Annotated in this window: 29 protein-coding genes and 1 pseudogene; 12 read left to right on the top strand and 18 right to left on the bottom strand. The window is 61.8% G+C overall.

The genetic code is table 11. The annotated features are described in order from the left end of the window. Positions 1-219 (top strand): annotated as a pseudogene (locus tag H8A92_RS05975) (hypothetical protein); the annotation flags it as partial. A gap of 39 nt (positions 220-258) precedes the next feature. Here the strand turns inward: H8A92_RS05975 and H8A92_RS05970 are convergent. From H8A92_RS05970 to H8A92_RS05960, 3 genes are all read right to left on the bottom strand, one after another. Next, on the bottom strand, positions 259-519 hold the full coding sequence (locus tag H8A92_RS05970) for a hypothetical protein (protein ID WP_229194916.1): 261 nt from the start codon (positions 517-519) through the stop codon (positions 259-261). Between the two features lie 524 nt (positions 520-1,043). Further along, a complete protein-coding gene (locus H8A92_RS05965; protein WP_229194915.1) occupies positions 1,044-1,991 on the bottom strand; it encodes an AraC family transcriptional regulator in 948 nt (315 codons plus the stop codon). Between the two features lie 9 nt (positions 1,992-2,000). Further along, positions 2,001-2,480, bottom strand: coding sequence for a MarR family winged helix-turn-helix transcriptional regulator (locus H8A92_RS05960; RefSeq protein ID WP_229194914.1), 480 nt, complete (start codon positions 2,478-2,480; stop codon positions 2,001-2,003). 184 nt (positions 2,481-2,664) lie between these two features. On the opposite strand from H8A92_RS05960, the gene H8A92_RS05955 reads away from it, so the two are divergent. Further along, positions 2,665-2,949 (top strand): hypothetical protein, encoded by a 285-nt coding sequence (locus tag H8A92_RS05955; RefSeq protein WP_229194913.1) that lies wholly within the window; start codon positions 2,665-2,667, stop codon positions 2,947-2,949. A gap of 169 nt (positions 2,950-3,118) precedes the next feature. On the opposite strand, the gene H8A92_RS05950 is transcribed toward H8A92_RS05955, so the two are convergent. Further along, a complete protein-coding gene (locus H8A92_RS05950) occupies positions 3,119-3,310 on the bottom strand; it encodes a hypothetical protein (RefSeq protein ID WP_229194912.1) in 192 nt (63 codons plus the stop codon). A gap of 348 nt (positions 3,311-3,658) precedes the next feature. On the opposite strand from H8A92_RS05950, the gene H8A92_RS05945 reads away from it, so the two are divergent. Together H8A92_RS05945 and H8A92_RS05940 are read left to right on the top strand one after the other, a co-directional pair. Further along, positions 3,659-3,904, top strand: coding sequence for a hypothetical protein (locus H8A92_RS05945; protein WP_229194911.1), 246 nt, complete (start codon positions 3,659-3,661; stop codon positions 3,902-3,904). 1 nt (position 3,905) lies between these two features. Beyond that, positions 3,906-4,079, top strand: a complete 174-nt coding sequence (locus H8A92_RS05940) for a hypothetical protein (RefSeq protein ID WP_229194910.1) — start codon at positions 3,906-3,908, stop codon at positions 4,077-4,079. On the opposite strand, the gene ccoS is transcribed toward H8A92_RS05940, so the two are convergent. The 12 genes from ccoS to H8A92_RS05880 form a co-directional block, all read right to left on the bottom strand. Continuing rightward, the gene (gene ccoS / locus H8A92_RS05935; RefSeq protein ID WP_229194909.1) at positions 4,061-4,228 is read right to left on the bottom strand and encodes a cbb3-type cytochrome oxidase assembly protein CcoS; all 168 of its coding nucleotides are present in this window, start codon (positions 4,226-4,228) and stop codon (positions 4,061-4,063) included. The two genes, H8A92_RS05940 and ccoS, sit on opposite strands and share 19 nt — an antisense overlap. Further along, a complete protein-coding gene (locus tag H8A92_RS05930) occupies positions 4,228-6,414 on the bottom strand; it encodes a heavy metal translocating P-type ATPase (protein ID WP_229194908.1) in 2,187 nt (728 codons plus the stop codon). The genes ccoS and H8A92_RS05930 overlap by 1 nt, the downstream gene beginning before the upstream one ends. 11 nt (positions 6,415-6,425) lie before the next feature. Continuing rightward, positions 6,426-6,926 (bottom strand): FixH family protein, encoded by a 501-nt coding sequence (locus tag H8A92_RS05925; protein WP_229194907.1) that lies wholly within the window; start codon positions 6,924-6,926, stop codon positions 6,426-6,428. 15 nt (positions 6,927-6,941) lie between these two features. Beyond that, entirely contained in the window at positions 6,942-8,399 is a 1,458-nt protein-coding gene (ccoG, locus tag H8A92_RS05920; protein WP_229194906.1) for a cytochrome c oxidase accessory protein CcoG, read from the bottom strand. Between the two features lie 95 nt (positions 8,400-8,494). Then, a complete protein-coding gene (gene ccoP, locus H8A92_RS05915; RefSeq protein ID WP_229194905.1) occupies positions 8,495-9,367 on the bottom strand; it encodes a cytochrome-c oxidase, cbb3-type subunit III in 873 nt (290 codons plus the stop codon). Positions 9,368-9,373: 6 nt separating this feature from the next. Then, positions 9,374-9,538: a cbb3-type cytochrome c oxidase subunit 3 gene (locus tag H8A92_RS05910; RefSeq protein ID WP_097673061.1), complete on the bottom strand. Its 165-nt coding sequence runs from the start codon at positions 9,536-9,538 to the stop codon at positions 9,374-9,376. 10 nt (positions 9,539-9,548) lie between these two features. Beyond that, positions 9,549-10,283 carry a cytochrome-c oxidase, cbb3-type subunit II gene (gene ccoO, locus H8A92_RS05905; protein ID WP_229194904.1) on the bottom strand — a complete coding sequence of 245 codons (735 nt, stop codon included), beginning with the start codon at positions 10,281-10,283 and terminating at the stop codon, positions 9,549-9,551. A gap of 8 nt (positions 10,284-10,291) precedes the next feature. Continuing rightward, positions 10,292-11,914 (bottom strand): cytochrome-c oxidase, cbb3-type subunit I, encoded by a 1,623-nt coding sequence (ccoN, locus tag H8A92_RS05900; RefSeq protein ID WP_229194921.1) that lies wholly within the window; start codon positions 11,912-11,914, stop codon positions 10,292-10,294. Positions 11,915-11,952: 38 nt separating this feature from the next. Continuing rightward, on the bottom strand, positions 11,953-12,450 hold the full coding sequence (locus H8A92_RS05895; protein WP_229194903.1) for a hypothetical protein: 498 nt from the start codon (positions 12,448-12,450) through the stop codon (positions 11,953-11,955). A 106-nt stretch (positions 12,451-12,556) separates the two neighbouring features. After that, on the bottom strand, positions 12,557-12,784 hold the full coding sequence (locus H8A92_RS05890) for a hypothetical protein (protein WP_229194902.1): 228 nt from the start codon (positions 12,782-12,784) through the stop codon (positions 12,557-12,559). A 200-nt stretch (positions 12,785-12,984) separates the two neighbouring features. Then, the gene (locus H8A92_RS05885) at positions 12,985-13,194 is read right to left on the bottom strand and encodes a hypothetical protein (RefSeq protein ID WP_229194901.1); all 210 of its coding nucleotides are present in this window, start codon (positions 13,192-13,194) and stop codon (positions 12,985-12,987) included. Beyond that, complete coding sequence (locus tag H8A92_RS05880) at positions 13,191-13,940, bottom strand: CBS domain-containing protein (RefSeq protein ID WP_229194900.1); 750 nt, start codon at positions 13,938-13,940, stop codon at positions 13,191-13,193. The genes H8A92_RS05885 and H8A92_RS05880 overlap by 4 nt, the downstream gene beginning before the upstream one ends. 145 nt (positions 13,941-14,085) lie before the next feature. On the opposite strand from H8A92_RS05880, the gene H8A92_RS05875 reads away from it, so the two are divergent. The 5 genes from H8A92_RS05875 to fixJ all read left to right on the top strand — a co-directional run bounded on the left by H8A92_RS05875 (position 14,086) and on the right by fixJ (position 17,375). Continuing rightward, the gene (locus H8A92_RS05875; protein ID WP_229194899.1) at positions 14,086-14,232 is read left to right on the top strand and encodes a hypothetical protein; all 147 of its coding nucleotides are present in this window, start codon (positions 14,086-14,088) and stop codon (positions 14,230-14,232) included. 404 nt (positions 14,233-14,636) lie between these two features. Then, positions 14,637-14,993, top strand: coding sequence for a hypothetical protein (locus H8A92_RS05870; RefSeq protein WP_229194898.1), 357 nt, complete (start codon positions 14,637-14,639; stop codon positions 14,991-14,993). Between the two features lies 1 nt (position 14,994). Continuing rightward, complete coding sequence (locus tag H8A92_RS05865) at positions 14,995-15,222, top strand: hypothetical protein (RefSeq protein ID WP_229194897.1); 228 nt, start codon at positions 14,995-14,997, stop codon at positions 15,220-15,222. A gap of 117 nt (positions 15,223-15,339) precedes the next feature. Continuing rightward, on the top strand, positions 15,340-16,770 hold the full coding sequence (locus tag H8A92_RS05860) for a PAS domain S-box protein (RefSeq protein WP_229194896.1): 1,431 nt from the start codon (positions 15,340-15,342) through the stop codon (positions 16,768-16,770). Further along, positions 16,767-17,375, top strand: coding sequence for a response regulator FixJ (gene fixJ, locus H8A92_RS05855; protein ID WP_229194895.1), 609 nt, complete (start codon positions 16,767-16,769; stop codon positions 17,373-17,375). Before H8A92_RS05860 ends, fixJ begins: the two co-directional genes overlap by 4 nt. Here fixJ and H8A92_RS05850 read toward each other — a convergent pair. Further along, on the bottom strand, positions 17,372-19,438 hold the full coding sequence (locus tag H8A92_RS05850) for a methyl-accepting chemotaxis protein (protein ID WP_229194894.1): 2,067 nt from the start codon (positions 19,436-19,438) through the stop codon (positions 17,372-17,374). The genes fixJ and H8A92_RS05850 overlap by 4 nt on opposite strands. 356 nt (positions 19,439-19,794) lie before the next feature. On the opposite strand from H8A92_RS05850, the gene H8A92_RS05845 reads away from it, so the two are divergent. The 3 genes from H8A92_RS05845 to H8A92_RS05835 all read left to right on the top strand — a co-directional run bounded on the left by H8A92_RS05845 (position 19,795) and on the right by H8A92_RS05835 (position 23,849). Further along, complete coding sequence (locus H8A92_RS05845; protein WP_229194893.1) at positions 19,795-20,055, top strand: hypothetical protein; 261 nt, start codon at positions 19,795-19,797, stop codon at positions 20,053-20,055. A 169-nt stretch (positions 20,056-20,224) separates the two neighbouring features. Next, positions 20,225-22,636, top strand: coding sequence for a phosphoketolase family protein (locus H8A92_RS05840; RefSeq protein ID WP_229194892.1), 2,412 nt, complete (start codon positions 20,225-20,227; stop codon positions 22,634-22,636). Positions 22,637-22,664: 28 nt separating this feature from the next. After that, entirely contained in the window at positions 22,665-23,849 is a 1,185-nt protein-coding gene (locus H8A92_RS05835; RefSeq protein WP_229194891.1) for an acetate/propionate family kinase, read from the top strand. Between the two features lie 77 nt (positions 23,850-23,926). Here the strand turns inward: H8A92_RS05835 and H8A92_RS05830 are convergent, their stop codons facing one another. Next, complete coding sequence (locus H8A92_RS05830) at positions 23,927-25,036, bottom strand: ABC-type transport auxiliary lipoprotein family protein (protein WP_229194890.1); 1,110 nt, start codon at positions 25,034-25,036, stop codon at positions 23,927-23,929. Between the last annotated feature and the right edge of the window lie 8 nt (positions 25,037-25,044).

The following is a 25,044-nucleotide window of genomic DNA, read 5'->3' as shown; positions in this document are numbered from 1 at the left end:
GGCTGGGGCGGCTATCGGGGATGGGGTTATCGCGGCTGGGGCGCAGCTGCTGCCGGCGCGATCGTCGGCGGAGCGATCGCCAGCTCGGCCTACTATGGTGGGTATCCCTATTACGGCGCCGGATATGGCTACGGCTATGGCTCCGGATACGGCGGCGACTATTGCGCGCCTGGCGGAGGCTACGGCTACTACGCCCGGCCGCGCTATTACGGGTGGTAGGCCGCACCTCATTGGGCGCCATGCCGGCCTTCGGTGATGTCACCGCAGACCGAGCAGCGAGCGCCGATAGCCGCTCTCGCGGGCTTCATTCCTGCACACGAAGCCGCCATCGAAGCCCCTCGCATAGCGGCTTTGCCCTTTGCGATAATAGCGTCCCCGGCGGAAATCGAGCCAGACCACGGTATCGCCGGGGCAATGCCGCTGAGCCTGAGCCTCATACCGGAAGGGCGTGAGCGGCAGCGCGACCGTCTGTTGCGCATGGCAAATCAGGAAGATCGTGGCCCATGCCGCGACACCCAACCCTGCTACGGGGCGGCCTCGACGTCCGATCGAATTTCCAGCTAATCTGAAGCGCATTCGTTGCCGCCGGGAGTGATCCGTACCGCAGGGCTCGTCGCCGACATCAGTTCGCTCAACGTCAGCTGAGAGGCGTGCTCAGGACGACAACAGTCCGAATGCGATCGCGACGGTCGACAGCATCCCGCCTGTCACGACCAATACCCTGAAAGCCAGATCGCCATCGACCGCTTCGAGCCAATGACGCAGCCATTTGCGAGCGCCGGCTGGCAGGCCCGCACGACGCACTCGCCAAAATCTTTCGCTGTCGTGCCCCATGATCGTCAATCTAGATCACGGCGGAGCCCACAAACCAGTGCAGCTTGTGCCAGACAATCAGGTCATGTGCGGCACCTGGATAACCCAATTGGGCTATAAGAGCCGGCACGGCCCCGCAGCCCGCTGGGGACGACGTGCTGCGCCGCCTTGGACGGTCGGCAGGGGGTTAGACGGGCGCCCATTTCCAATTTGGAAAAGCGACCGCACTTCTAGCCCCCCCGCGCCCGCGCGAGCGTTTCCGACGGCATCTCGCCATATGCACGGCCATAACACCTGGCGAAGTCGCTCAGATGCCAGAAGCCGTTGGCATGCGCCGCCGCCGTCACAGTGAGGAGCGGGCTACCTTTGACGAGGAGCCTGCGAACCGACCACATGCGCTTCGACCGAAGATGTTGATGCAGACTCACTCCACGGACGTGCTGCACGGCGGTCTGCAGAGTTCGAACGGAAACGCCGAGCGTCTGCGCAAGACTGCTACTGTAAAGGTCGGCCGCCCCGACCGCCGTCACCAGTTCATCCAGACGTTCGACGAGCTTTTGATGCCGGTCGAACGAGCCAGGGAGCACCCGCTTGACACTGTCCTCGACCAGCACGCTATCGAGCCCGGCGATCAGCGTCTCCTGTAGCTGCCCGCTCAAGAGCTCGAACTGCCTGAGATCCTGGCAACCGGACGCCAGGCAAAACATATCCAGAATTGCTGATCGCAGCGCCAGCATCTTTGTCGGCGCTGGCCTGAAAAACTGGATTCCCATATTGAAGTCGGCCCATCCTCGATTGCTCATATCGGAGCCGAACCGCAGCATGAGATAGGTGTTTGCATGCTGCTCAACAACATCGACGGGCGCACGACCGCGGATGAGCCCGATCGTGGAATCGCCGACCGCATTCCCATTCATGGTTGCGTGGAATGCGAGCGGAATGACAATCCCAACTCCGCGATTTGCCCCGAGATCTCCCTCCATTCGCCGGGCAAAGGATCGCTGCAGCACGAGAAGGCAGTCGGGAAGCGGCAGGATGCTCCGCGAGACCGAAATCGGCGACGAATCCAGCGGCGTGCTTCTCAATCCGCCGATTACGTCATTAGGACGAAACTCATCGAAGCTCTTGAAGCGCTCGACACGCAGCACCGGTGACTGATTAAGCCAGCGGACGGGCATCCTGATCTCCTACGAAAGCGAACGATCGAGCAGCGCCTCACCCGAACGGGTGATTCCTTTCATCATTTCGACCGCCGCTCCGAAGCGGTCATCCCCGAACTGTCCCGCCAGCTTCGCCTGGACCTCTCTCCAGAGCGGCAGCGCGCGGGACAAGGTCTTCCTGCCTTTGGCGGAGAGCGAGAGGTCGCGCACGCGGCGATCTGCACCGAACGCGATCTTCAGCAGACCGCGGCGCTGGAGAATTGCAACATTGCGCGCGAGCGCACTCGGATCCATCGACATTCTCGACGCAAGTGCGCCCACGGTTACTGTCCCTTGCCGCGCACAAGCCGCGAGCAGCATGAACTGCGTCGGCTCTACCCCGACGGGCGCGAAGGCCTCGGCATAGAGCCGGGTGATCACACGGCTGGCCTTGCGGATATTAAATGCGGCGCAACAACTACCCACCGCGGCCAGTTCTTCGGCTGTCGGCGGTGCATCGTGATTCATCAAGGCGTCCTTCGTTATATGCATATACTTGCAATTTATATGCATATACCGTTTTCAATCGATTAAGCACAAAAATCACATAACTTGCCGAATTACGATAAGCGAATAGATCGGGCATTTAAGACAGGGCCCTCAATATCCCTCCTGACAAAGCAACGAGCTCGGAACAGGGGGAGAAAGCCCAATGCCGGACACCATGAGCCTTCATGGACGCAACCGTCGTTTACCTGCGCAACCGATGGCATGCGTGGCCAAGCCGACCGACGCGCCCGAACTTTGGGGCGCCCGGCGACAGAAAGCACGTGAGGCGCTTCAGGAAGCAATCTTCGCGCTTCAGATAACCCACGCGCGCACGTCCATCGTGATCGAAAAAATTGAACATCCCGAGAGCCGCGAAAAGCTGTTGGCTCAATCCGCCAGGATCGGCAACTTGATCGACCTCGCCTGGTGCAGGCTGGGCGACATCTGAGCGCAGCGAGTCCTCGTGCATGCAGCGCGCGGCGGCGGAGGCGACTGCAATCACGAGTCATTGAGCGGCCCGACCTGCCCTCGGGAGCGCCGATGACACAGCCCGGCAGGAGACTTCCTGCCGGGCTGTGCCGTGACATCGGTGTTGCAATCGCAACCGGCGGCTCCGATCAACGAAGCACAAACATCAGGATGGCGGCCAACCCCATCACGGCGGTTGCGATCCAGCCGAGCAGCACTGTCGATCGACTTGAGACGTGCGGTCCCATGACCGAACGCCTGGACGCCAGCAGGATGATAACCACCATCAGTGGCACGGCGACGACGCCATTGATCACGGCACTCCAGAACAGCGCCTTCATCGGGCTGACTGGCGAATACTGGATGAGTAACCCGGCGATGACGGATGGTCCCTGAGGCGCGCGCTACCACCCGCCAAGACGTCCGAGAGGCGTCCGATGATGCCACGCATTGCGGGCACCGTCGCCTTGTTTCCATCGATGACCTCCAGCCTGTCGGCGCGTCGTCGCACACGCTGCATGCTCACTCCCAAGTTTCGCTGCTTCTATAGCCTGCCCCACCGACAGGGGAGTTGAGCGACGTCAATCACCGCCCTGCGGTCAATCCTGCTCTTCCGTTTTGCGCCAAATCAACGCGCGGACGACCAATCATGCCATCGTTGACACTGTTCTTCGGAGGATATCCAGGACATGCGGCGGCTATTCAGCTCAGTCATACGCTGGTTCATTGTTTTGGGGTGGCGGGACATCGCGTCGGCCCCGTTCGACTGCGCGATCGAACTCGCCGTTATCGATGACAAGCAACGTCCGTTGGGCTTCCCCTGCATCCGGCGCGCAGACGGATGGTTCAATTTGGGTACCATGCAAGTCGTCAAGGCGTCGCCGACGCACTGGCGCTACTGGCAGCCAGACGTGCTGCCGATGAGCTGTTGCTGAGATGGCACGGCTCGCCTCCATCAGCAGACTGGCTTCCGTCCTGATCCTGCGGCAGCGCGCCGCACGGTCCGGCAGGCGAACCGACTGGATACTGATGCTGGCCCTCGCCGGCACGGCGTTGACCATAGCCTCGGCGGCCTCACTGGTGTATTTTCACTATCTGGATCGGCCTTGATCGCTCGCCGGCTCGTCATCAGCGATGGCACGCCAAGCCGCACCGTCGAGGTCATCATACTGTCCGCTCTTCAGCGACCACAGGAATCCGAGCAGGCCGACAAAGCCCAGCGCGAGGGCAAGCGGCACCAGAAAGACCAGTACCTCCATCAGACTGCCTCCCTCGCTCGCGCCCTCAGCGCGTTGAGCATTACGATCACCGACGAGCCCGACATCGCCGCCGCGGCGATCAGCGGCGTGACCAGGCCGGCGATTGCGATCGGAACCGCCAGCACGTTGTAGACGACGGCAAGCCAAAGATTCTGCCGCATCAGCCGCAACGCCTTGCGGGACACCTTCACTGCCGCCAGCACCGGTGCGAGACGTTCGCCGAGGAAGACCGCATCGGCGACCGCCTGGCTCATGTGGGTGGCCGTAACGGGCGACATCGAGGCGTGCGCCGCAGCCAAAGCCGGCGCATCGTTCAAGCCGTCGCCGACCATCAGCACCTTACAGCCCTGACGCACCAGTTCCTCGATACGGTCGATCTTGTCGACCGGGGACACTTCGGCACGCCATTCATGCACGCCGAGCGTCTCGGCCGCGAGCCGCACTGCAGGTTCGCGATCTCCGGACACGATCTCGACGGCAACACCCATGCGCACCAAATCTGTCACCACCTCGGCCGCATCCGGCCGCAGCCGTTGCCGAACCGCGAAGGCGTATCGGCTCTCGCCATGGCTGAATGCGACGACCGAAGCTTCCGGATCGCGGCACAGAATCTCGTTGGCGAGGTCGTCGGCGCCGCAGAATGACGGGCGCCCCAGACGTATCGGACGGCCGTCGTGAAGACCATGGACACCCTGGCCCGGTTCCTCCTGAATGTCCGGCAGTGGTGAAGCCGCTCCCGCATACCGGGCGATGGCGGCAGCGACCGGATGCCGGCTCGACAGTGCCAGGCGGCCCGCGAGCCTCACGACATCGTCCGGGATCTCCGCGAGATTGGCGACATCGAGCTCGGGCAGGGTCAAAGTACCCGTCTTGTCGAAGATTACCCGGTCGATCTCGGCGATGCGCTCGATCGCATCGCCGGCGTTGAGCAGCACGCCCGAGCCAAACAATGCGCCGGACGCAACGGTCTGCACGGCTGGAATGGCCAGACCGAGCGCGCAGGGACAGGTGATGATCAGGACCGCAATCGCCGTCACGATCGAGTCGTGAAAACTCGCGCCCCAGGCCAGCCAGCCCAGCATGGTCAGGAGTGCGGTCGCGTGCACGACCGGTGCATAGAGCCTTGATGCCCGCTCCGCGAGACGCAAATAGCGCGAACGCGCCTGCAGCGCGTGATCGAGCAGCCGCGAAATCTCATCGAGCAAAGTGCCTCCGGAGGCCGCGGACGCCCGAACGCGCAATGTCCCGGAACGGACCAGCGTGCCTGCGAACACGGCGCTGCCGGGCGTGACCATCGCCGGCAAAGTCTCGCCCGTGATCAGACTTTGATCGACCTCCGAGCGCCCCTCGATCACATTGCCGTCGACCGCGCAGCGCTCGCCGGGCCGCAGGAGCACGATGTCGCCGGGCCGGATAGCGGCCGCCGGGACTGTCTTGATCTCAGTTGGGCTGATGAACTTCGTCGCCGTCTCCGCCTTCAGGGCCGCGAGGTTGCCGGCAAACGCGCGGGTACGCCGCCGCATGTTCTGGTCGAGATAACGGCCGGCGAGCAGGAACGCGATCAGCATGATCGCGGCGTCGAAATAGGCATGCTCGGCGTGATTGATGGTCTCGATCACCGACATCGCCAGCGCAAGCACGATGCCGATGCTGATCGGCACGTCCATGTTGACGCCGCGCGCCCGCAGCGCTGAGAGGGCCGACGAGAAGAACGGCTGCGCGGAATAGGCCGCCGCCGGCAGCACGATCAGCGCCGACAGCCAATGAAAGAAATCGCGCTGCTCCGGCAGCATGTCCGAGACATTACCGGACCACACCGGGATCGACAGCATCATCACGTTCATGGCGGCAAAGGCGGCGACGCCTAGCCGGCGCAACAGGCCTTGTGCCCGCCGCGCTTCCAACGTTTCGGCATCATCGCGCTCAAACGGATAGGCTTTGTAGCCGAGCTCAGCGAGACGGTTCACGAACAGCGTCGGGTCGACGGCGCCTGCTTTCCACTCCAGCGCCAGGCGACTGTCGGTCAGGTTGACGCGGGCAGAGGTAACGTCGGGAATGGTCGAGAGATTGCGCTCGATCTTGGCCATGCAGCCTGCGCAGTTGATGCCTTCGACCGCGAGATCGAGATGGACGAGCCCGGCTCCCGTTTTCTTCAAATAATGCGAAAAATCGATATCCGCGTGCATGCGGTGCGCCTTCAGTTCAGGACAATCCGGTTCTTCGACAGGAACATGCGGCGACCGTCGGCGTCGCCCTCGATCACAAGGTCCCACTGCCCCGCCGCAACGCCATCCGCGTGACCGCGATAGCTTCCTAAGCCGGCCTCACTGACCTCGATCGCTCGATCGGCGCGGCGATCGATCGGTCGCTCAAGCCGAGCGAGGAAATTCATCCCCGTCAGTGGCGTGCCGGCACGGTCGCGCGCCTCGAGTGCGACCGCGGCGGTGCCGTCGGGTCGCCGATCAATATGCGCCTGGACCTGCCAGTCTCGTTCGTTCTGCTGCCGCGCGGCCACGATCTCGCGCTGATAGGCGAGGCTTGCGCTGTAGGCGCTATCGACCTCGGTCCCTGGCAGCGTCGTGATGGCGAGGCGCATCATGACCATGTTCACGCTGATGACGACGGCAAAGAACGCGACCGTCGTGATCAGGACGAAGCGTCCGGTGATGGGTCGCGCCGCTTGACTTGAGGCTGCCATGACAGAATCTCGCCGTTATGGAAGAACGAAGTGGTCGGTTGCCGAGGCGACTTCGCCGAGCCCGACGTCAGTGATGCGGAATGTGACCGGCACCGACTTTTCCGCCTTTTCATCGAACGGGGCTGTCACCAGCACACGCAATTCGGTGGTGGCATCCCGGCCGAGGACGATCATCGGCCGGTCTGGCGTCACGGAGTCCGCGCCGATGACGTGAAGCTTGGCCTCGGGTGGCCCATCGATATCGATCGCGATCACACGATCGAAGCCGCGCTTGTTGAGGAATCGCAGCGTGTATCCGTTGCGGGTCGCCCCGTCGCTGAGCCGCACCGCGATCGGGTTGCGATCATGCAGCACATTGACGTCGAGCAGGGTCCGCGACATCAATGCATAGAGCATCACTGCGCAGACGACGGTGATCAGCCCGGCATAGACGACCGTGCGGGCGCGAACAGGCTTGAAAACCTCTTCCTTGCCGGCGATACGGCGCTGCACATTGATGTCATTGTCGTATCCGATCAGGCCGGTCCCGCGGCTGACCTTGGTCATGACCGCATCGCAGGCATCGATGCATAGACCGCACTGGATGCAGCCAAGCTGCGCGCCGTCGCGGATGTCAATCCCGGTCGGGCACACCGCAACGCATTGGTTGCAATCGATGCAATCGCCGGCCTTCTCGCCGAGCGCGCGGATGTCGAACGCCTTCTTCACCGAGCAACGCGGCTCGCCGCGATCGTATTTGTAGGTGACGTTGAGCGCCCATTCATCGGTCAGCGCGGCCTGGATCCGCGGCCACGGGCACATGTAGACGCAGACCTGCTCGCGCATGTAGCCGGCCAGCAGATAGGTCGACGCGGTCAGGATCGCGATCCAAACATAGGCGATCGCCGGTGCCTGAAAGGTCGCCAGATCGCGCACCAGGGTCGGCGCATCAGCGAAATAGAGCACCCAGGCGCCGCCGGTCCACCAGGCGATCATCAGCCAGATCGCATGCTTCAGCACGCGGCGACCGGCGCGCTTTGCGGTCATCGGGCCTGCATCGGCCTTGATCTGGGCGCGGCGATCGCCTTCGACCAGACGCTCGACCGCATAGAACAGATCGGTCCAGACCGTCTGCGGGCAGAGATAGCCGCACCAGATCCGGCCACCCAGCGCGTTCATCAGGAACAGAGCGAGCGCTGCGAGTACCAAGAGGCCGGTGAAGTAGTAGATCTCCTGCGGCCACAGCTCGATGAAGAAGAAGTAGAAGCGCCGGTTGGGAAAATCGATCAGCACCGCCTGGTCGGGCGCGCCGAGCCCGCGATTCCAGCGCACGAATGGCAGCAAATAGTAGACGCCGAGGCAGACAGCCATCAGCCGCCATTTGATCGAGCGGAAGCGGCCGGAGACGCTCTGCGGGTATACCTTCTTGCGAGGCGCGTAGAGCGGCCCGTCTTCGTCGGTTATGAGTTCGTCAGGCGACACGGGCTTGTTCATGGGTTGCTCGAGGAGGCTGTCGCTGAAACCTACATCGCTGCACCAGGTCCGGGTTTGACGTCGGTCAATGATCCCGGACGCCCTTGCGGCGGCAGCTATTTGCCGCCGCCCAACGAGTGCACATAGACCGTCAGCGCCTTGACGGTGACCGGATCCAGACGGCCGACCCAGGCCGGCATCACCCCGGCACGGCCGTTGGTGATGGTCTCGACCAGGGTCTCCTCGTCGGAGCCATAGAGCCAGATCTGGTCGGTCAGGTTCGGCGCGCCGAGCTCCGGGTTGCCCTTGCCGTTGTCGCCGTGGCAGCTCGTGCAGTTCTCGGTGAAGAGCTTCTTTCCTGCCGCGGCGTCGAACTTCGGCGCGGTGGAAAGGCCGGACAGCGAGCGTACATAGTTGGCGACGGTCACGATCTCGTCCTTCTTCAGAATGCCATCGCGACCGAACGCCAGCATCTGCCCTTCGTGGGTCTTGGCGTGCCCCGATCGCGCGCCGAACTGGATCGTCTGCATGATCTGGTCCAGCGAGCCGCCCCACAGCCAGTCGTCATCGTTCAGGTTGGGAAAGCCCTTGGCGCCGGCGCCGCCGCTGCCGTGACAGGGCGCGCAATTATCGGCAAACACAGTCTTGCCGCGCGCGCGGGCCAGCGCCAGCAAGGCCGGATCCTTCTCGATGTCGGCAAGCGAGGCGTTGCCGAGCACCGCCATCTTCTCGCCGCGCAGCTTCTCCAGATCGGCGAGGTCGGTCGCGACGCTCGCGCGGGTGGAATACTGGAACAGGCCGGTGGTGTAGCCCGAGACCAGCGGCCAGGCCGGATAGACGACCCAATAGCCGATCGCCCAGATGATCGTGGCGTAGAATGTCAGGACCCACCACCGCGGCAGCGGCGTGTTCAGCTCCTTGATGCCGTCCCACTCATGACCGGTCGTGCTGCGGCCGGAAACGTGGTCGATCTCATTGTGCTCGCTCATGATCGGTCAGTCCTCCCGCAGCGGCATCCGGGCTGCGGCATCGAAGAGAGATTTGTTGCGGGGCCACAGTGCGTAGGCGACGATGGCGATGAAGATTCCAACGAAGATGGGCGTCCAGAGCGTGCCGACCAGGCTCGACGCAAAATTCTCGACTTGAATGATCGCTTTCATCCTCGTGCCCTCAGCGCAGGTTGGCTTTTTCGTTGTAGAGCTTGAAGTCGACGAGCGTGCCGAGCATCTGCAGATAGGCGATCAGCGCGTCGAGCTCGGTCGGATTGCCGGGCTTGCCGTCGAAGTTGCGGACCACGGCCTTCGGATAGCGCTTCTGGAACGCATCGGAGCCGGCACCGTCGGGATCGGTCTGCGCCTTCAGATCGGCGGCCGCGTTGGCGATCTGCTCGTCGGTATAGGGCACGCCGACCGCGCGATTGGTGCGCAGATGGGCCGCGACGTCGGACGGGTCGAGCTCCGTCTTCGCCAGCGCCGGATACCCGGGCATCACCGACTGCGGGACGATCGACCGCGGATTGATCAGGTGGGTGACGTGCCAATCGTCGGAATATTTGCCGCCGACGCGCGCCAGATCCGGCCCGGTACGCTTGGAGCCCCACTGGAACGGATGGTCGTACATGCTTTCCGCAGCGAGCGAATAGTGGCCATAGCGCTCGACCTCGTCGCGCAACGGCCGGATCATCTGCGAGTGGCAGAGATAGCAGCCCTCGCGGACGTAGATGTTGCGGCCGGCGAGCTCGAGCGGCGTGTAGGGCCGCACACCGTCGACCGCCTCGATCGTGCTCTTCAGGTAGAACAGCGGCGTGATCTCGACCAGCCCGCCGATGGCAATGACGACGAGAATGCCGGCGATCAGGATGATCGAGTTCTTCTCAAAGATCTTGTGTCGATTCCAGAAGGACATTGCGTGACCTATTCGGCGGGCTGGAGGGCAGCGGCACCCTCGGTTTCGCTGGCTCGGCCGGCGTTGACCGTCATCCAGAGATTGAAAGCCATGATCAGGGCGCCGGCCAGGAACAGCGCGCCGCCGGCTGCGCGGATGATGTAGAAGGGATGCATCGCCTCGACCGACTCGATGAAGGAATATTCGAGGAAGCCGAGCGAGGTGTAGGCACGCCACATCAGGCCCTGCAGGATTCCCGAAACCCACATCGCCGAGATGTAGAGCACGATGCCGATGGTCGAGATCCAGAAGTGCCAGTTCACGAGCTTCAGGCTGTAAAGCTGGCGATTCCACAGCCAGGGGATCAGGCAATAGAGCGCGCCGAAGGAGACGAATCCGACCCAGCCCAGCGCACCGGAATGCACGTGGCCGATGGTCCAGTCAGTGTAGTGGCTGAGCGAATTGACCACTTTGATCGACATCATCGGCCCCTCGAAGGTCGACATGCCGTAGAAGGCCACCGACACCACCATCATGCGGAGCACGGGATCGGTACGCAGCTTGTCCCAAGCTCCCGACAGCGTCATCAGGCCGTTGATCATGCCGCCCCAGGATGGCATCCAGAGCATGATCGAGAAGGTCATGCCGAGCGTCTGCGCCCAATCCGGCAGCGCCGTGTAGTGCAGATGATGCGGGCCGGCCCAGATGTAGAGGAAGATCAGCGCCCAGAAATGGATGATGGACAGCCGGTAGGAATAGATCGGGCGCTCCGCCCGCTTCGGAATGAAGTAGTACATGATCGCCAGGAAGCCGGCGGTCAGGAAGAAGCCGACCGCGTTATGGCCGTACCACCACTGGAACATTGCATCCTGTACGCCGCCCCAGGCGATGTAGGATTTCGACCCGAGGAAGGAGACCGGCAGCGCGGGGTTGTTGCCGAGATGGAGCACCGCGATCGTGATGATGAACGCCAGATAGAACCAATTGGCGACGAAGATATGCGGCTCCTTGCGCTTCACCAGCGTCATCAGGAACACGAGCAGATACGTCACCCAGACGATCGTCAGCCAGAGGTCCGCGTACCATTCCGGTTCAGCGTATTCCTTCGATTGGGTGACGCCCAATAGATAGCCGGTGCCGGCGATCAGAATGAAGAAATTGTAGCCGACCACCACGAACCAGGGCGCGAGGTCGCCGGCAAGACGCGTGCGGCAGGTCTTCTGCACGACGTAGAACGACGTTGCGATCAGGACATTGCCGCCGAACGCGAAAATCACGGCCGACGTATGTAGCGGTCGCAGCCGGCCGAATGTCGTCCAGGGCAGATCGAAGTTCAGCGCCGGCCACGCCAGCTGCATCGCGATGATCAGACCCACGGTGAAGCCGGCGATACCCCAGAACATCGCCATGGCGGAAGCGAACTTGATCGGTCCGAGGTAGTAATTGGGGCGTCCGTTGATCTCCGCCGGAGGCAATTCGGCCGGACGGTCAAGGTAGCGGTTGCCGATCACGACCACGGAGATCAGGCTGGCGGCGCAAGCAAGCGCCGCGTGGAAACTGAACGCGGCATCGTGCCCCATCGCCATGCCGAGAAGGGAGACGAAGGCAAAAACCGCAAGTCCCGACGCCAAACCGGCTTCGCCCATCGTCATCGACTTGGAAATCGACTTGGAAACTGAAGATGGACTTGTCATGTGGAGGCCTTCTTTGGATGGGCTGACGGCATGGAAACCACAATCTCGCTGGCGGCCTGTTGACCGGCATCAATTCCTGCGCCATGGCGCTTGGCGCCGGCACCGCGGCTCAGCGCCGTCAGGGTCATTTCGTTCGGACAATATTTAGCCGGACTGGCTCGTCTCTCTCGCGCGAGATCCGCGGCGCAGCGCGGCTTCTCATGGCATAGACCGCACACGCGCTGTAGATCACGCAACACGTCGCAATGTGACGAAGCGAGCTGCTGCTCGGACAGACCTGCATGCTCAAGACGCTTGCGCAGCAATTCCGGAGAACCCTGCTCGCGGGCGAGCATCCGGAGATCGGACGTGGAGAGATTAAGCTCGCGAGCGATCTCATCGACCTCTCTATCGGTCATCAGATCGAACTCGCGCCAGCGGGACAGAAACCCACGCAAGCGACCAAGAAGACTTTCAAACTGCGGCGAGCTGTTGCCGTCTGATCGATCGGACATTATCGATTCCCCTCATTCGCTCACTCTTACCTGCTAGTCGCGATTGCGGATTTGATCTTCGTCAAGATTGGCATCGCAGCAATCGAACGTGGTAGCCGCTCAAGCGTCAGCCACCCCAGGCGGAGGGCAAAGCCGGCGGCGTTCGGAGCTCCATGGAATCAGCGAATATTGTCCAGTCGCGGACGCCCTTCTGTCTGCAGAAGTCGGCCTCGGCCAGCTGCGCGGCCGAGGAAAGCGAGACAGCATCGATCTTGAACGCTGCCTGGCAGGCGCGATGTTCGTGGCCGGTATCGTCGCAGACGGTTTTGATGAAACGAACGTCGAATGATGGCATGGCGACCTCACACAGGCTGGTCAGTTGTTATTCATGCTGCCACGAGTGCGAGGCACCTGTATTGATCTGTCGCAAGAATGTGATGCAGCGCAGATGTCGTATCGATATTGAAAGCGATTCATGAGCGGCCTGGACCACGAGGCTCATGACGTCGCACCTACCGCGACGCGCAGCTCACAAGATCCGCAAGGAAGGCGCCACTATTTGCGGTAGGACTCCCTGTCCGCGGACGACGGTCGGACTGCTGGTATTGACGTCGCTTTGCCGTTGACGGTCCATCCCGCGGCCACGATCGCGAACCCCACGATCGCACAAATCGCAAGTAGCGTCGCGGCAACTCCCACGACATCTGCGCTGACCACCGCAATCACAATCAACGGGATCAGCAGGATCGCGGGGCGGTCGATCACCCTGCCGTCTCCTTCTCTGCCTTGACGGCAGCCGCTCGTTCGTCTTCCGCAGATTGGATGTAGAAGCCGGAATAGGTGTCGACATAGCAAAGATGATCGTGCACTTCTTTGACGCCGGCGGTATTTTCCGCGGCGACAATCGCCGCCTGCCTCGCCCGCTCATCCATGATCACCCCGCGGAGGTGCACCACGCCGTTGCGCACCGAGACTTGCAGGCCGAGCGGACACCAGTTTGCACCGTCGAGTGCCCGCACGATGCGATCGTGGATGTGGTTGTCGTCTGCCGTCGGATCCGGAATCTGGTGCGCGATAGATGCTACTGCCCGCAGCAGGTCCGCACGCGTCACGAGGCCAACGAGGCGACCGTCGCGCATCACTGGCAGCCGTTTGACACCCTTCTTCTCCATGAGATCGACCAGATCGGGCAGAGGCGTTTCTTCCGTCACGGTGACGGGATTGGACGACATGATCTCTCCGACCTTTCGCCCCCGCTCGTGGACAAAGTCCGCGGCCGCATAGCCGGAACCGAGAAGAAACCGAAGCCAGCGGCCGCGCCGGCGTTGCGTACCGATCTCACTTCGCCGCAAGAAATCGCTCTCTGACAGGATGCCGACCAGTCTTCCGGCCGCATCGACTACGGGCAGGCCGCTGATATGGTGATCCATCATCAGCTTCGCGGCATCGACAATGGATGTCTCGGTTTCAACAGTGACGAGATGTCTCGCCATGATCTGATGTGCGCGCATTGTCGCTCTCCTTTCAACGCTCGCAGCAAGCTCACACAAGATCGACCCATCCGTCTTGATCTCTCTCAATGCCTGCGCTTGACGGGAATCAAGGCGTCACGGCCGATGATCGAAGACGTTGCCAGTTAGTCAGGAGAACGAAATCATGTTGCAGAACCTGCTCGCCTCCATCGGAGCGTTCGCGATCGCCGTAGTGGCCTTCGTCCGGATGATCTTGCAGCCAAAGCGGCCTTCGCTAAGCCAGCCCGCCAAATCAAGCCCTGTTCGGCTCCATCGCCGCCGGCCGTTCTAGGCTGCCGGCATCGGCTCGACCGGTTCACCCGAATTTTGACGTGCGTCAATGCGGCACGACGCGTGCCGCCGGATGATGTTGTTCCGTCAGGATTTTGCAAATGGCAGACATAAGGGCTTGGCGCCCCATTATCTTCTCGTGTCCCACCACCGGCGATCGAGTCCAAGGCCTGCTTCCCGGTGACCCGCCCGAACCCTCGGCTGACGATCTGGATTCGATCTCCTGCGCCGCCTGCGGCGGCGTTCACTTCATCAACCTGCGAACCGGCGCAGCCGTCGATCCCAAGCGCAGCTAGGTTGACCGCCAGGGCCGTTGCGATCCGGAAGCTATCGAATTGACACGCATCAACACGCAAGTGCCGAACGTATGGGAAGCAAGGCCTTCCTCAACGAAGGAGGTCGAAAATGACAGACCATAGCGAAACCCGCCCCGTCTCCGACGCCATCCAGACCTACGCGAAGCGCACGATGGCCGTCCAGTCGGAATTCTCGGAGAAGCTGATCGAGGCAAACCAGCACTGGTTCGAGCAGATCCAGGTCGAATCGAACGAGGCTTGGGAGCTCTTCCGCAGATTCAATTCCACCGCCTCAGTCGCCGAGAAGATCACAGCGCTGCAGGACTGGGCCAAGGGCGTGACCGCGCGGAGCGCGAACGACGCGACCTACGCGATCGAGACCGCGCGTTCGCTGGGTACGATCGAGCTGAACCTGTTTGCACGAAAGACCAGCAGTGTCGACGAGGTTGCTCAGAAGGCTGCGTGACGTGCCAGGACGAGACGCTCCAGAGCGCCCGGAGGCCGGCGTCAGCGCGACATGGGAGGGGGTCGCGACGGCCCCCTTCGACCGAGACCTTGAACTCGCCGTGATCGAAGGCAACGCCATTCACAAGCTCGTCTTTCCCTGCCGCCGCATCCTGGGCGGTTGGGTGAAGGCTGGGACCATCGAACGCATCCTGGTGCAACCGACGCATTGGCGCGCTTGGGGCAAGTAGGCGGATTCCGGGTCAATATGCTGGTCGCCAAGACGAGTTCACGCCGAGCAACTGGTGGCTTCAGGTGCCTGAACGTTGTACTGTCGAAGGGGATTTGAGGGCTTTGCCCGGGGGAACATGTCCGACCGCACCTGGTACCGCTATGGCACTGCCGCGGCAGCGGCCGCACTCGTATTTGCGGTGCGCGCGGGGCTAGACAACTATTTCGAAGACAGGACCTTCACAATCATCTACGTGCCCGCCGTGCTGTTCGCCGCCTTCGCCGGCGGCCGGGGGCCGGCGATCATCACCACCCTGCTCTGCCTCCTCATCAGCGCGAAATTCCTTGGCAAAAGCCTGATCACTGAACCTGCGAATCTGATCGATATCGCATGTTTTGCCGTCCTCGGACCGGTCCTTGGGTTCATGGGCGACCGGCTGTTGAGGGAAGGCGATCAGGCGCAAAATCGCCAGGCCCATCTGCAATCGATCCTCGACACCGTCCCTGACGCCATGATCGTCATCGACGACCACGGCAACATTCAATCCTTCAGCGCAGCAGCCGAACGCCTGTTCGGCTGGAAAGCGGGCCAGGTCATTGGGAAGAACGTTTCGAGCCTGATGCCGCAGCCGTATCGCGGCGAGCACGACCGGTACCTCGAACGTTACCTCTCCACCGGAGAACGGCGAATCATCGGCATTGGCCGCATCGTCGTTGGAGAACGGAGCGACGGCTCGACCTTTCCGATGGAACTCGCGGTCGGCGAAGCCAAGGTGCGCGGAGAACGCTTCTTTACCGGGTTTATTCGCGATCTCACGGAACGTCGTGCGCAGGAACGACGACTTCAGGAACTGCAATCCGAGCTGGTCCATGTATCGCGGTTGACCGCAATGGGAGAAATGGCATCCTCCATTGCCCATGAGATCAATCAGCCGCTATCAGCTATCACCAACTACATGCGCGGCGCGAAGGCGCTGCTGATCTCGGAAGTACCGGACGCGACCCGAATTCGTGATGCGCTCGACCGGGCCGCGCAGCAAGCACTGCGGGCCGGCGATATCATCAAGCGCCTGCGCGAATTCGTTGCCAAGGGCGAAACACAACACTCCCTGGAAAGCCCGGCTACCTTGCTTGAAGAGGCTGTCGCGCTGGCGCTACTCGGCGCCAAGGAGCAGGGAGTCCGGGTAACGATCCGCAGCGACCGTGACATGCCCTCGATCATCGTCGACAAGATCCAGATTCAGCAGGTCGTCCTCAACCTGGTTCGCAACGCGATCGAGGCGATGGCCTCCGGTCCGCGGCGCGAGTTGACCGTCGGCGTCACGAAGACTAACGGTGTTGCGACGTTCAGCGTTGCCGACACCGGTCCGGGGATCAGCCCTGACATTGCCGACCGCCTGTTTCAGCCCTTTATCACGACCAAGGAGCATGGCATGGGCGTCGGCCTCTCGATCTGCCGCACAATCATCGAATCCCACGGTGGGCGCATCAACGTGACGCCGAACATTGGTGGCGGCACGATTTTTCAGTTCATCCTCCCGTTCGCGGAGGACGGAGAAGAAACATGACTACGCGGCGCACAATTCTCGTGATCGACGATGATTCCGCCATGCGGGATTCGCTGGCCTTCCTTCTCGATGTCAACGGCTTTGCCGTAGCGACATATGAGACAGCAACCGAATTTCTCGATCATTTCGTCGGCAGCGCGGTCGACTGCATCGTGTCCGATATCCGCATGCCGGGCATGAGCGGTCTCGATCTGGTCCGCAAACTCAAGGCGGATGCAGTAGCATGCCCTGTCATCCTGATGACTGGCCATGGTGACGTCGCGCTAGCCGTCGAAGCGATGAAGGCTGGGGCGGTTGACTTCATCGAAAAGCCATTCGAGGACGAGGCGCTTTTGCACGCAATCGACGAAGCCTTGAAGACCCAGTCGGCAGCACCGGCAGATGATACGGTCAGGCGGGAAGCCGAAGCTCGCCTGGTGGACCTCTCGCCACGCGAACGCGATGTGCTGCGAGGACTCGTGGCAGGCAAGATCAACAAGGTGATCGCCCACGACCTCGGCATCAGCCCACGGACGGTTGAGGTCTATCGCGCCAACCTGATGGCCAAGACTAGCGTACGCAGCATGTCGGAACTGATGCGGATCGCGATCGCCGCCGGGCTCTAGCAATGGCACACCGCTCCCGCCGCTTCAGTATTTGTACGTAGTTTCGATTGATCGACTCCGGTACAATAGCCCGCGGCTACGGCGCGCGCACACTCGCTTGAGAGTACTTCCGCCAACTTCTTCTCAGTTTCTGCCGTCAAATCCAGGTTGATCAGCACCGAGCTGCGCTCGATACGCCCGATAACCCCGGCCAGACGGAACGACAGTCCTTCGATTGCCAACTCCACCGTCTCGCCTGCTGTAGCGTCCGGCAATGCGCACTCGATCAGTATCGCATCAAGCGAGGCATCATGAACCTCGATACATTTCGTTTCGTGGCGCCAGACCAAGGCACCGGACCGTCGGAGTGTCACGCGCGACGAACGCCGGCGATCAACATCTGTGGTCGACGTACGGATGACACGAATGAGTGTCGTGCGCAGTTCGGCGACTTTCGCAGCAATCGCCGCTGATCCGCTGTGCATTTCCGACGCCCGTCGCCCGGTTTCGATCGCTTCGGCCGACACTGAGGCAATTTGAGACGCCACCTCCCGGGCGGCGTGCGATGTCTCTTCGACAGTCCGAGAGATATCGGTCGTAACGACATTTTGCTCCTCGACCGCGGTGGAGATTGCGGCTGACACGGACTCGACGCTGCGGATCACGTCACCAATGGTGGTCATGGATGCAACGGAGGCATGCGTAGCCTCCTGGATCTCGGCGATCTGCTGCGCGATCTCATTCGTTGCTTTCGCCGTCTGCTCGGCCAGCGACTTCACCTCGGCCGCGACGACAGCGAAACCGCGACCGGCAGTTCCGGCCCGCGCGGCCTCGATCGTCGCGTTCAAGGCCAGGAGGTTGGTCTGTCCGGCAATTTCGCTGATCAGGCTCGTCACGGTTCCAACCTTCGAAGCAGCTACCGACAGCTTGGCGATTGTGGCCTGAGCTTGCGTCGACGCCGTCACGGCCTCCAGTGTCAGCGAACGCGACGCACCCACTTGACAGGCGATCTGCGATATCGATGTCGCCAGCTGCGAGGATGCTTTCGCAACAGTCTGGGCGTTTGCGAGCGCCTCTTCGGCGGCCGCTGCGACGCTGCTGCTGTTTCGTTCCAGCGTAAGCGCCGTATCTCGCATCATGGAGGCGTTCCTCGCCATACGATCCGTGCCCGACGCGACCTCGCCGACAGCAGCTTTGGTGGCAGTCTCGACGTTCGCAGCCATCTGCTGCAATGCCGACGCCCTGACTTCCTCGGTAGCGCGCCGCCTCTCTTCCTCTTGTTGCGCCTCATCACGCACTTTCTCAGCAGCCTTAAGCCTGAACTGTTCGATTGAGCGCGCCATGTCGCCGAGTTCATCGGGCCGCTCGAGCCCCGGGAGCTTCATGTCGAGGTCTCCCTCGCTTAAGCGATTGAGGGAGCTCGTCATTGTGACCAGCGCGCCGGATATCCGTCGCGCAAGCAGAAGTGTTATCAGCCCGACGAAGATCACGATCGCTGCAGCGACCATGATGATGCTTCGTGCCCGTTCCCAGACCTGAGCCTGGAGATCGTCTATATACACGCCGGTCCCGATCACCCAATTCCACGGCCGAAAGCCCGCGACGAACGACAGCTTCGGCTGAGGCATATCCAGCCCCGGCTTTGGCCATTGATAGTCGACGAATCCTTCACCTTTCCGTTTCACGATCTCGGCAAACTCGACAAACAACTGCTTGCCAGTCGGATCCTTGATGTCACGCAAATCCTTGCCGTCGAGCTCCGGCTTGATCGGGTGCATGATCATGCTGGGACCGAGATCGTTGATCCAGAAATAATCCCCATTCCCGAACCTTAGCGCGCCGATCCTGGCCGCTGCGTTGTGACGGGCGACGTCTTCGTCTGTTCGCCGGCCGATAGCGGCGTCATATTCTTCCTGTGCAATGCCAAGAGCCAATTGAGCAAGATGTCTCAACTCGCTCTGCCGCTGCGCGCGCAAAGCGTCCGTAAGATTACTCGTTTGGATAGCGCCCAGGCCGGTAAGCCCGCAAAAGCTCAACCCGACAATTGCATAGATGCGCCGTGCCAAGGAGATTCTGAATTTCATGGCCTGTGTTCACCAACTGATCCGTCGCAAACCGACTGCCCCGATATGACTTGGGCATGGCAAGTCAATTTCGGCTCGCCTGAGCTGGTGAGAACTATTGGACCGCAAGATTTAGCTCCCGTGAAATCTCCTATCGGAATTCTGCAGCGGGCTGCATTATTTCACCTGGCTGGACCACGACAACTGCGACCAATTCGGCCTGTCGCAAATCCGATGAAGCATGACGCATTAGCGCCAACGATGCCGCTACACCAATGATGTGGATCAAAACATCTGTCGCCGCACCCTGCTTTGATGCACGGAAATGCCGAAGCCAAGACCGCATCGTCCGGCCAATAAGTTTGAGGGAGACGTCGATGGCTGAGATCACACATTTCATTGCCCTGCCTTACGACCGGACCGATGGCGAGCTCGTTCCCGGCCGGCAGTCCAAATGCGACAGCCCAGCCGCGGCCATAGAGCACGCCAAGCATTTATGGAAGACGTTCGGCCACGCTGGCGCTGCAGCAATCGTCTGCACCGGCCATCCGGAGACGAAAACCACCGTCTTGAGAACATATGGCATGGTGCCAAACGATCTAAAGCAGGAACCGCCACCTGCTCCCCCTTTCCAGTAAAGACCGATCGCGAGTTTCTCGGTGTCGGGGCACCGACAGGAACGCTGACTACCGGAGCCGCATTGCCACGCATCTTTGAGCTGGCTCAAGCCATTCCCGTCATATTCGCCTTCTAACGTGGAACCGACGGGCCGGCATCTGGGTCACCCCCGACTCCTGGGAGAGCGACATGCAATCTGCGACCATTCCAGACCAGCAAGCACACACGGCCGATCTGGAGCTGCTCGATCGCTATTGGCGAGCATCCAATTATCTCTCTGTTGGACAGATCTATCTGCTTGCGAATCCGCTGCTGAGAGAACCGCTGAAGCCCGAGCACATCAAGCCCCGGCTGCTTGGACATTGGGGCACCACGCCCGGGCTCAACTTCATCTATGCTCACCTCAACCGCGCAATCCGCGCCTCCGACCTCAATGTCATCTATGTCTGCGGTCCCGGCCACGGCGGTCCCGGCATGGTCGCGAACACCTATCTCGAAGGCACCTACACGGAACTCTATCCGGAGGTGACGCGCGACGCCGATGGCTTGCGAAAGCTGTTCCGCCAGTTCTCCTTCCCCGGCGGCATTCCAAGCCACGCCGCGCCGGAAACGCCCGGCTCGATCCACGAAGGCGGCGAGTTGGGCTATGCACTGGTGCACGCATATGGTGCGGTGTTCGACAACCCCGATTTGATCGCCGTTTGCGTCGTCGGCGACGGCGAGGCGGAAACCGGCCCGCTCGCGACGTCCTGGCACTCAAACAAGTTCTTGAACCCGGTGCATGACGGCGCCGTGCTGCCAATCCTGCACCTCAACGGTTACAAGATTGCCAATCCCACCGTGCTGGGGCGAATGGATGACGAGGAAATCCGTAGCCTCTTCACCGGCTACGGCTACGAGCCGCTGTTCGTCGAAGGCGACGATCCGCATGCCATGCATCGGTTGATGGCCGGCACGCTCGACACCGCGCTCGGCACCATCCGCGCGATCCAGCAAGCTGCGCGCCAGCAGACCGGCGGCCTCAAGCGGCCGCGATGGCCGATGATCGTACTGCGCAGCCCAAAGGGCTGGACGGGACCGAAGGAAGTCGACGGGCTGAAGGTCGAAGGCTTCTGGCGTGCACATCAGGTCCCGATAGCCAACCCGCGCGGCAACCCCGAGCACCTGAGGCTGCTCGAGCGTTGGATGCGGAGCTACGAGCCGGAAACGTTGTTCGATTCAAGTGGGCGGCTCCTGCCCGAATTGCAAGTTCTTGCGCCTGTAGGCGACCGTCGGATGGGTTCCAACCCGCATGCCAATGGGGGCCTTCTGAAGCGGGAACTGAAGCTGCCGGATTTCCGTACGTATGCGATCGAGGTCATCGCTCCGGGCGACTCCGTTGCCGAAGCCACGCGAGAACTCGGCAAGTTCTTGCGCAAGGTCGTGGAGCTGAATGCCGAGGCGCGCAATTTCCGTATCATGGGTCCGGACGAAACCGCGTCCAACCGGCTCGACGCTGTCTTCGAGGCCACTGACCGGGTCTGGATGGAAGGCATCGAGCCCTATGACGTCCATCTGGCTCATGACGGACGTGTGATGGAAGTCCTGAGCGAGCATCTCTGCCAAGGCTGGCTCGAAGGCTACCTGCTCACCGGCCGCCACGGCTTCTTCTCCTGCTACGAGGCCTTCATCCACATCGTGGATTCAATGTTCAACCAGCACGCCAAATGGTTGAAGGTTTCGCGTGCACTGCCTTGGCGGCGGCCGATCGCGTCGTTGAACTATCTCCTGACCTCGCATGTCTGGCGGCAGGACCACAACGGATTCAGTCATCAGGATCCCGGCTTTGTCGATCTCGTCACCAACAAGAAGGCCGACATCGTCCGCGTCTACTTCCCGCCTGATGCGAACACCCTGCTCTGGGTCGCGGATCACTGCCTGCGCACCTATGACCGCATCAATGTGATTGTCGCCGGGAAGCAGCCCGCTCCGCAATGGCTTTCGATGCGCGACGCGATCACCCATTGCGAGACAGGCATCGGCATCTGGAGATGGGCCGGTACCGAGGCCGTCAACGCCGAGCCAGACGTGGTGATGGCCTGCGCCGGCGACGTTCCGACGCTGGAAACGCTCGCGGCCGTCGACCTGCTCCGCAAGGCGCTGCCGGAGTTGAAGATTCGCGTCGTCAACGTGGTTGACTTGATGACGCTGCAGCCGACTGAGCAGCATCCGCACGGCCTGTCCGACCGCGACTTCGACAGCCTGTTTACCCGCGACAAGCCTGTGATCTTCGCCTATCACGGCTATCCCTATCTGATCCATCGCCTGACCTACAGCCGCACCAATCACGACGGAATGCACGTGCGGGGCTTCGCTGAGGAAGGCACCACCACGACGCCATTCGACATGGTGGTGTTGAACGGCCTCGATCGCTTCCACCTTGCCATCGAGGCAATCGAGCGTGTGCCGGGGCTCGACATCGCGGCGGCCCACGTCAAGCAGCAGTTCCGCGACGCGCTGACCGAGCACACCCGCTACGTGCATGAACATGGCGAGGACATGCCGCAGATTCGTGACTGGGTCTGGCCCCACGGCACCACAGACCACAAATCCGTTGACTGAAGCAACGAACACGCGAGACAGACCGTCTATGTCCGACAGCGTCCTGGTGCTCAACGCCGGCTCATCCAGCATCAAGCTCGGCCTGTTCGACAATGCGTCGGCCGAGCCGATGCTGCAATGCAAGGGCCTGCTTGACGAGCACGAGAAAGCCCCGCGCGTCGTGGTGAGCGATGCCTCAGGCAAGCAGTTGTTCACGAAGCGTCGAGCGAGCGGCACGTCGGGGAACAGCGACCTGTTCAGCGATATGCTTGCCTGGATCGATGAGTATCTTGCTGGCGGCAGGCTCGCCGCCGTCGGCCACCGCATTGTCCATGGCGGGCAAGCATTTTCCGCGCCGGTCGTCATTGCTGGACAGACTCTCGCCGCGCTGGAGGCGTTGACGCCGCTTGCGCCGCTGCATCAGCCACGCTGCCTGGCGCCGGTCCGGGCCATACTGTCACTGCAGTCGGAACTGACGCAGATCGCCTGCTTCGATACCGCCTTCCATCACGGCCTGACGCCGCCGGCAAACCGCTTTGCCATCCCGCGGCAATTCGAGGAGCGTGGCATCCGCCGCTACGGCTTCCACGGCCTCTCCTTCGAGTACGTTGCGAGCCAGATCGCCGCGATCGCGCCGCTAGTGGCCGACAAGCGCGTCGTCGTGGCGCATCTCGGCAACGGCGCAAGCCTCTGTGCCTTGCGGAACGGAAAAAGCGTCGACACCACGATGGGACTGACCCCACTCGACGGTCTTGTGATGGGTACGCGCTGTGGAACGATCGATCCCGGCGTGCTGCTTTATCTCATGCAGGCGGAAAAGATGCCGGTCGAAGACGTACAACGTTTGCTGTACGAGGGATCTGGCCTGCTCGGCGTCTCAGGGGTGTCTGCCGACATGCGCGCACTGCTGGCGAGCCACGAGCCTGCGGCCCGCGAAGCCATAGATCTCTTCACATTTCGCGTCGCTGCAGAAGTCGCCGTGATGGCAAATACCCTTGCCGGCCTCGACGGCCTGGTGTTCACCGGCGGCATCGGCGAGCATGCCGCCGAAATCCGGCAGCGCATCTGCGATCGACTCTCCTGGCTCGACGTCAGCATCGATCCGGCAGCAAATGCGCGGGGCGAACAACGTATCGCCGTGAAGAGCAGTCCCGTAGATGTGCTGGTCATTCCGACCAATGAGGAGATTACCATTGCGCGGCACTGCCGAAGCCTGCTGCTGCCGGGCTGTTAGGTCGCGGCGACCTTGGCCTGGCTACAGGCGCGCGCAAGACTCATACATCTCTGTGTGGCACGCGTCGAGGATCTGGTTCAGTCTGTCGCCGCAACCCACATCACGAGCTCGCTTGCGAGAGTGCCGAAAGCCCGATCGAATGCGGCTGCCGCATCGGACGGAGTTAGCGAGCTAATTCCTTCGGATCCCTCGAGAAGCTTTGCAGCTTTCACCTGACCATTTCGATCCACGATCTTCGCGGAGAAGGCGATCGTCGCGCGCGGTTGAGTTCCCTGCATAATTTCGAACCGACGCAAATCTATGAACAGACGCCGCGCGCCCTCTACGCCGCTGTCGGCGCGCAATGGTGCATGCTCCACATCGTAATTCTCAAAGCTCTGGAGCAACCTCGCCTGCACCAGTACCGGGAGACTGTCGCTCCACTGCGCCCCCTCGAATCCCTGAGTTTCCTCATCCGGCGTGAACAAGAAGCGCTGGGTCTGCAACCGCGCGATCGCGGTCGGCTCTGCCATGACCAGTTGCTCGGGCAGATTCGCATGGCGTTGCGCGCCGAAGCTATCCACCGCATGAAGGTCGTACACCACCTTACGCGGCGCGGGCACACCGCCGCCGGTCATGCGTTCGAGTCCGGCCACAATTCCATCGAGCTTCGGCGTGTTGCGCGCGAGCCCTTCGGCGAACGTGCTGAGATTGTCGATCGTGCTGTGCAGCGGCGCGGCGTTCTCAGACAGGACGGCATCGACACGGCGCAAGGCATCGCGGGCCGCCTGCGTCATGCTCCGTCCGGCCCCCTTTTCGGCCACCAGGGGTTCGCGCGCCGGCGGCGCGCCCGCATCATCACCACCTTCCAGCGCGATCACGGGAACACCGGTCAGCCCCTGGAAATCGAGGCCGACTCGCGTGTCGCCATGCACCGGCGTGCGCTCGGCGACTGCGATCGTGGCGTGAACCTCGTGCGGCCGCTCCGGAATCAGCTCAAGGGCTGTGACCTCACCGACGCGGATACCGTTGAAGAGAACGCCTGCCCCGACGAGCAGACCCGGCACGGGATCGACAAAGACGACCTGATATGTCTCCCGTTTTCCGATTCCTCCGAAATTGTTCAGCCAGTAGACGAAGCCGAACACGGCGACGATTGCCGACAATACGAAAGCACCAACGATGATGTAGGGCGCGCGGATTTCCATGTGCGTCT

The organism is Bradyrhizobium acaciae (genome assembly GCF_020889785.1).
Taxonomy (GTDB): Bacteria; Pseudomonadota; Alphaproteobacteria; order Rhizobiales; family Xanthobacteraceae; genus Bradyrhizobium; species Bradyrhizobium acaciae.
This window is presented reverse-complemented; position numbering and strand designations above follow the sequence as displayed.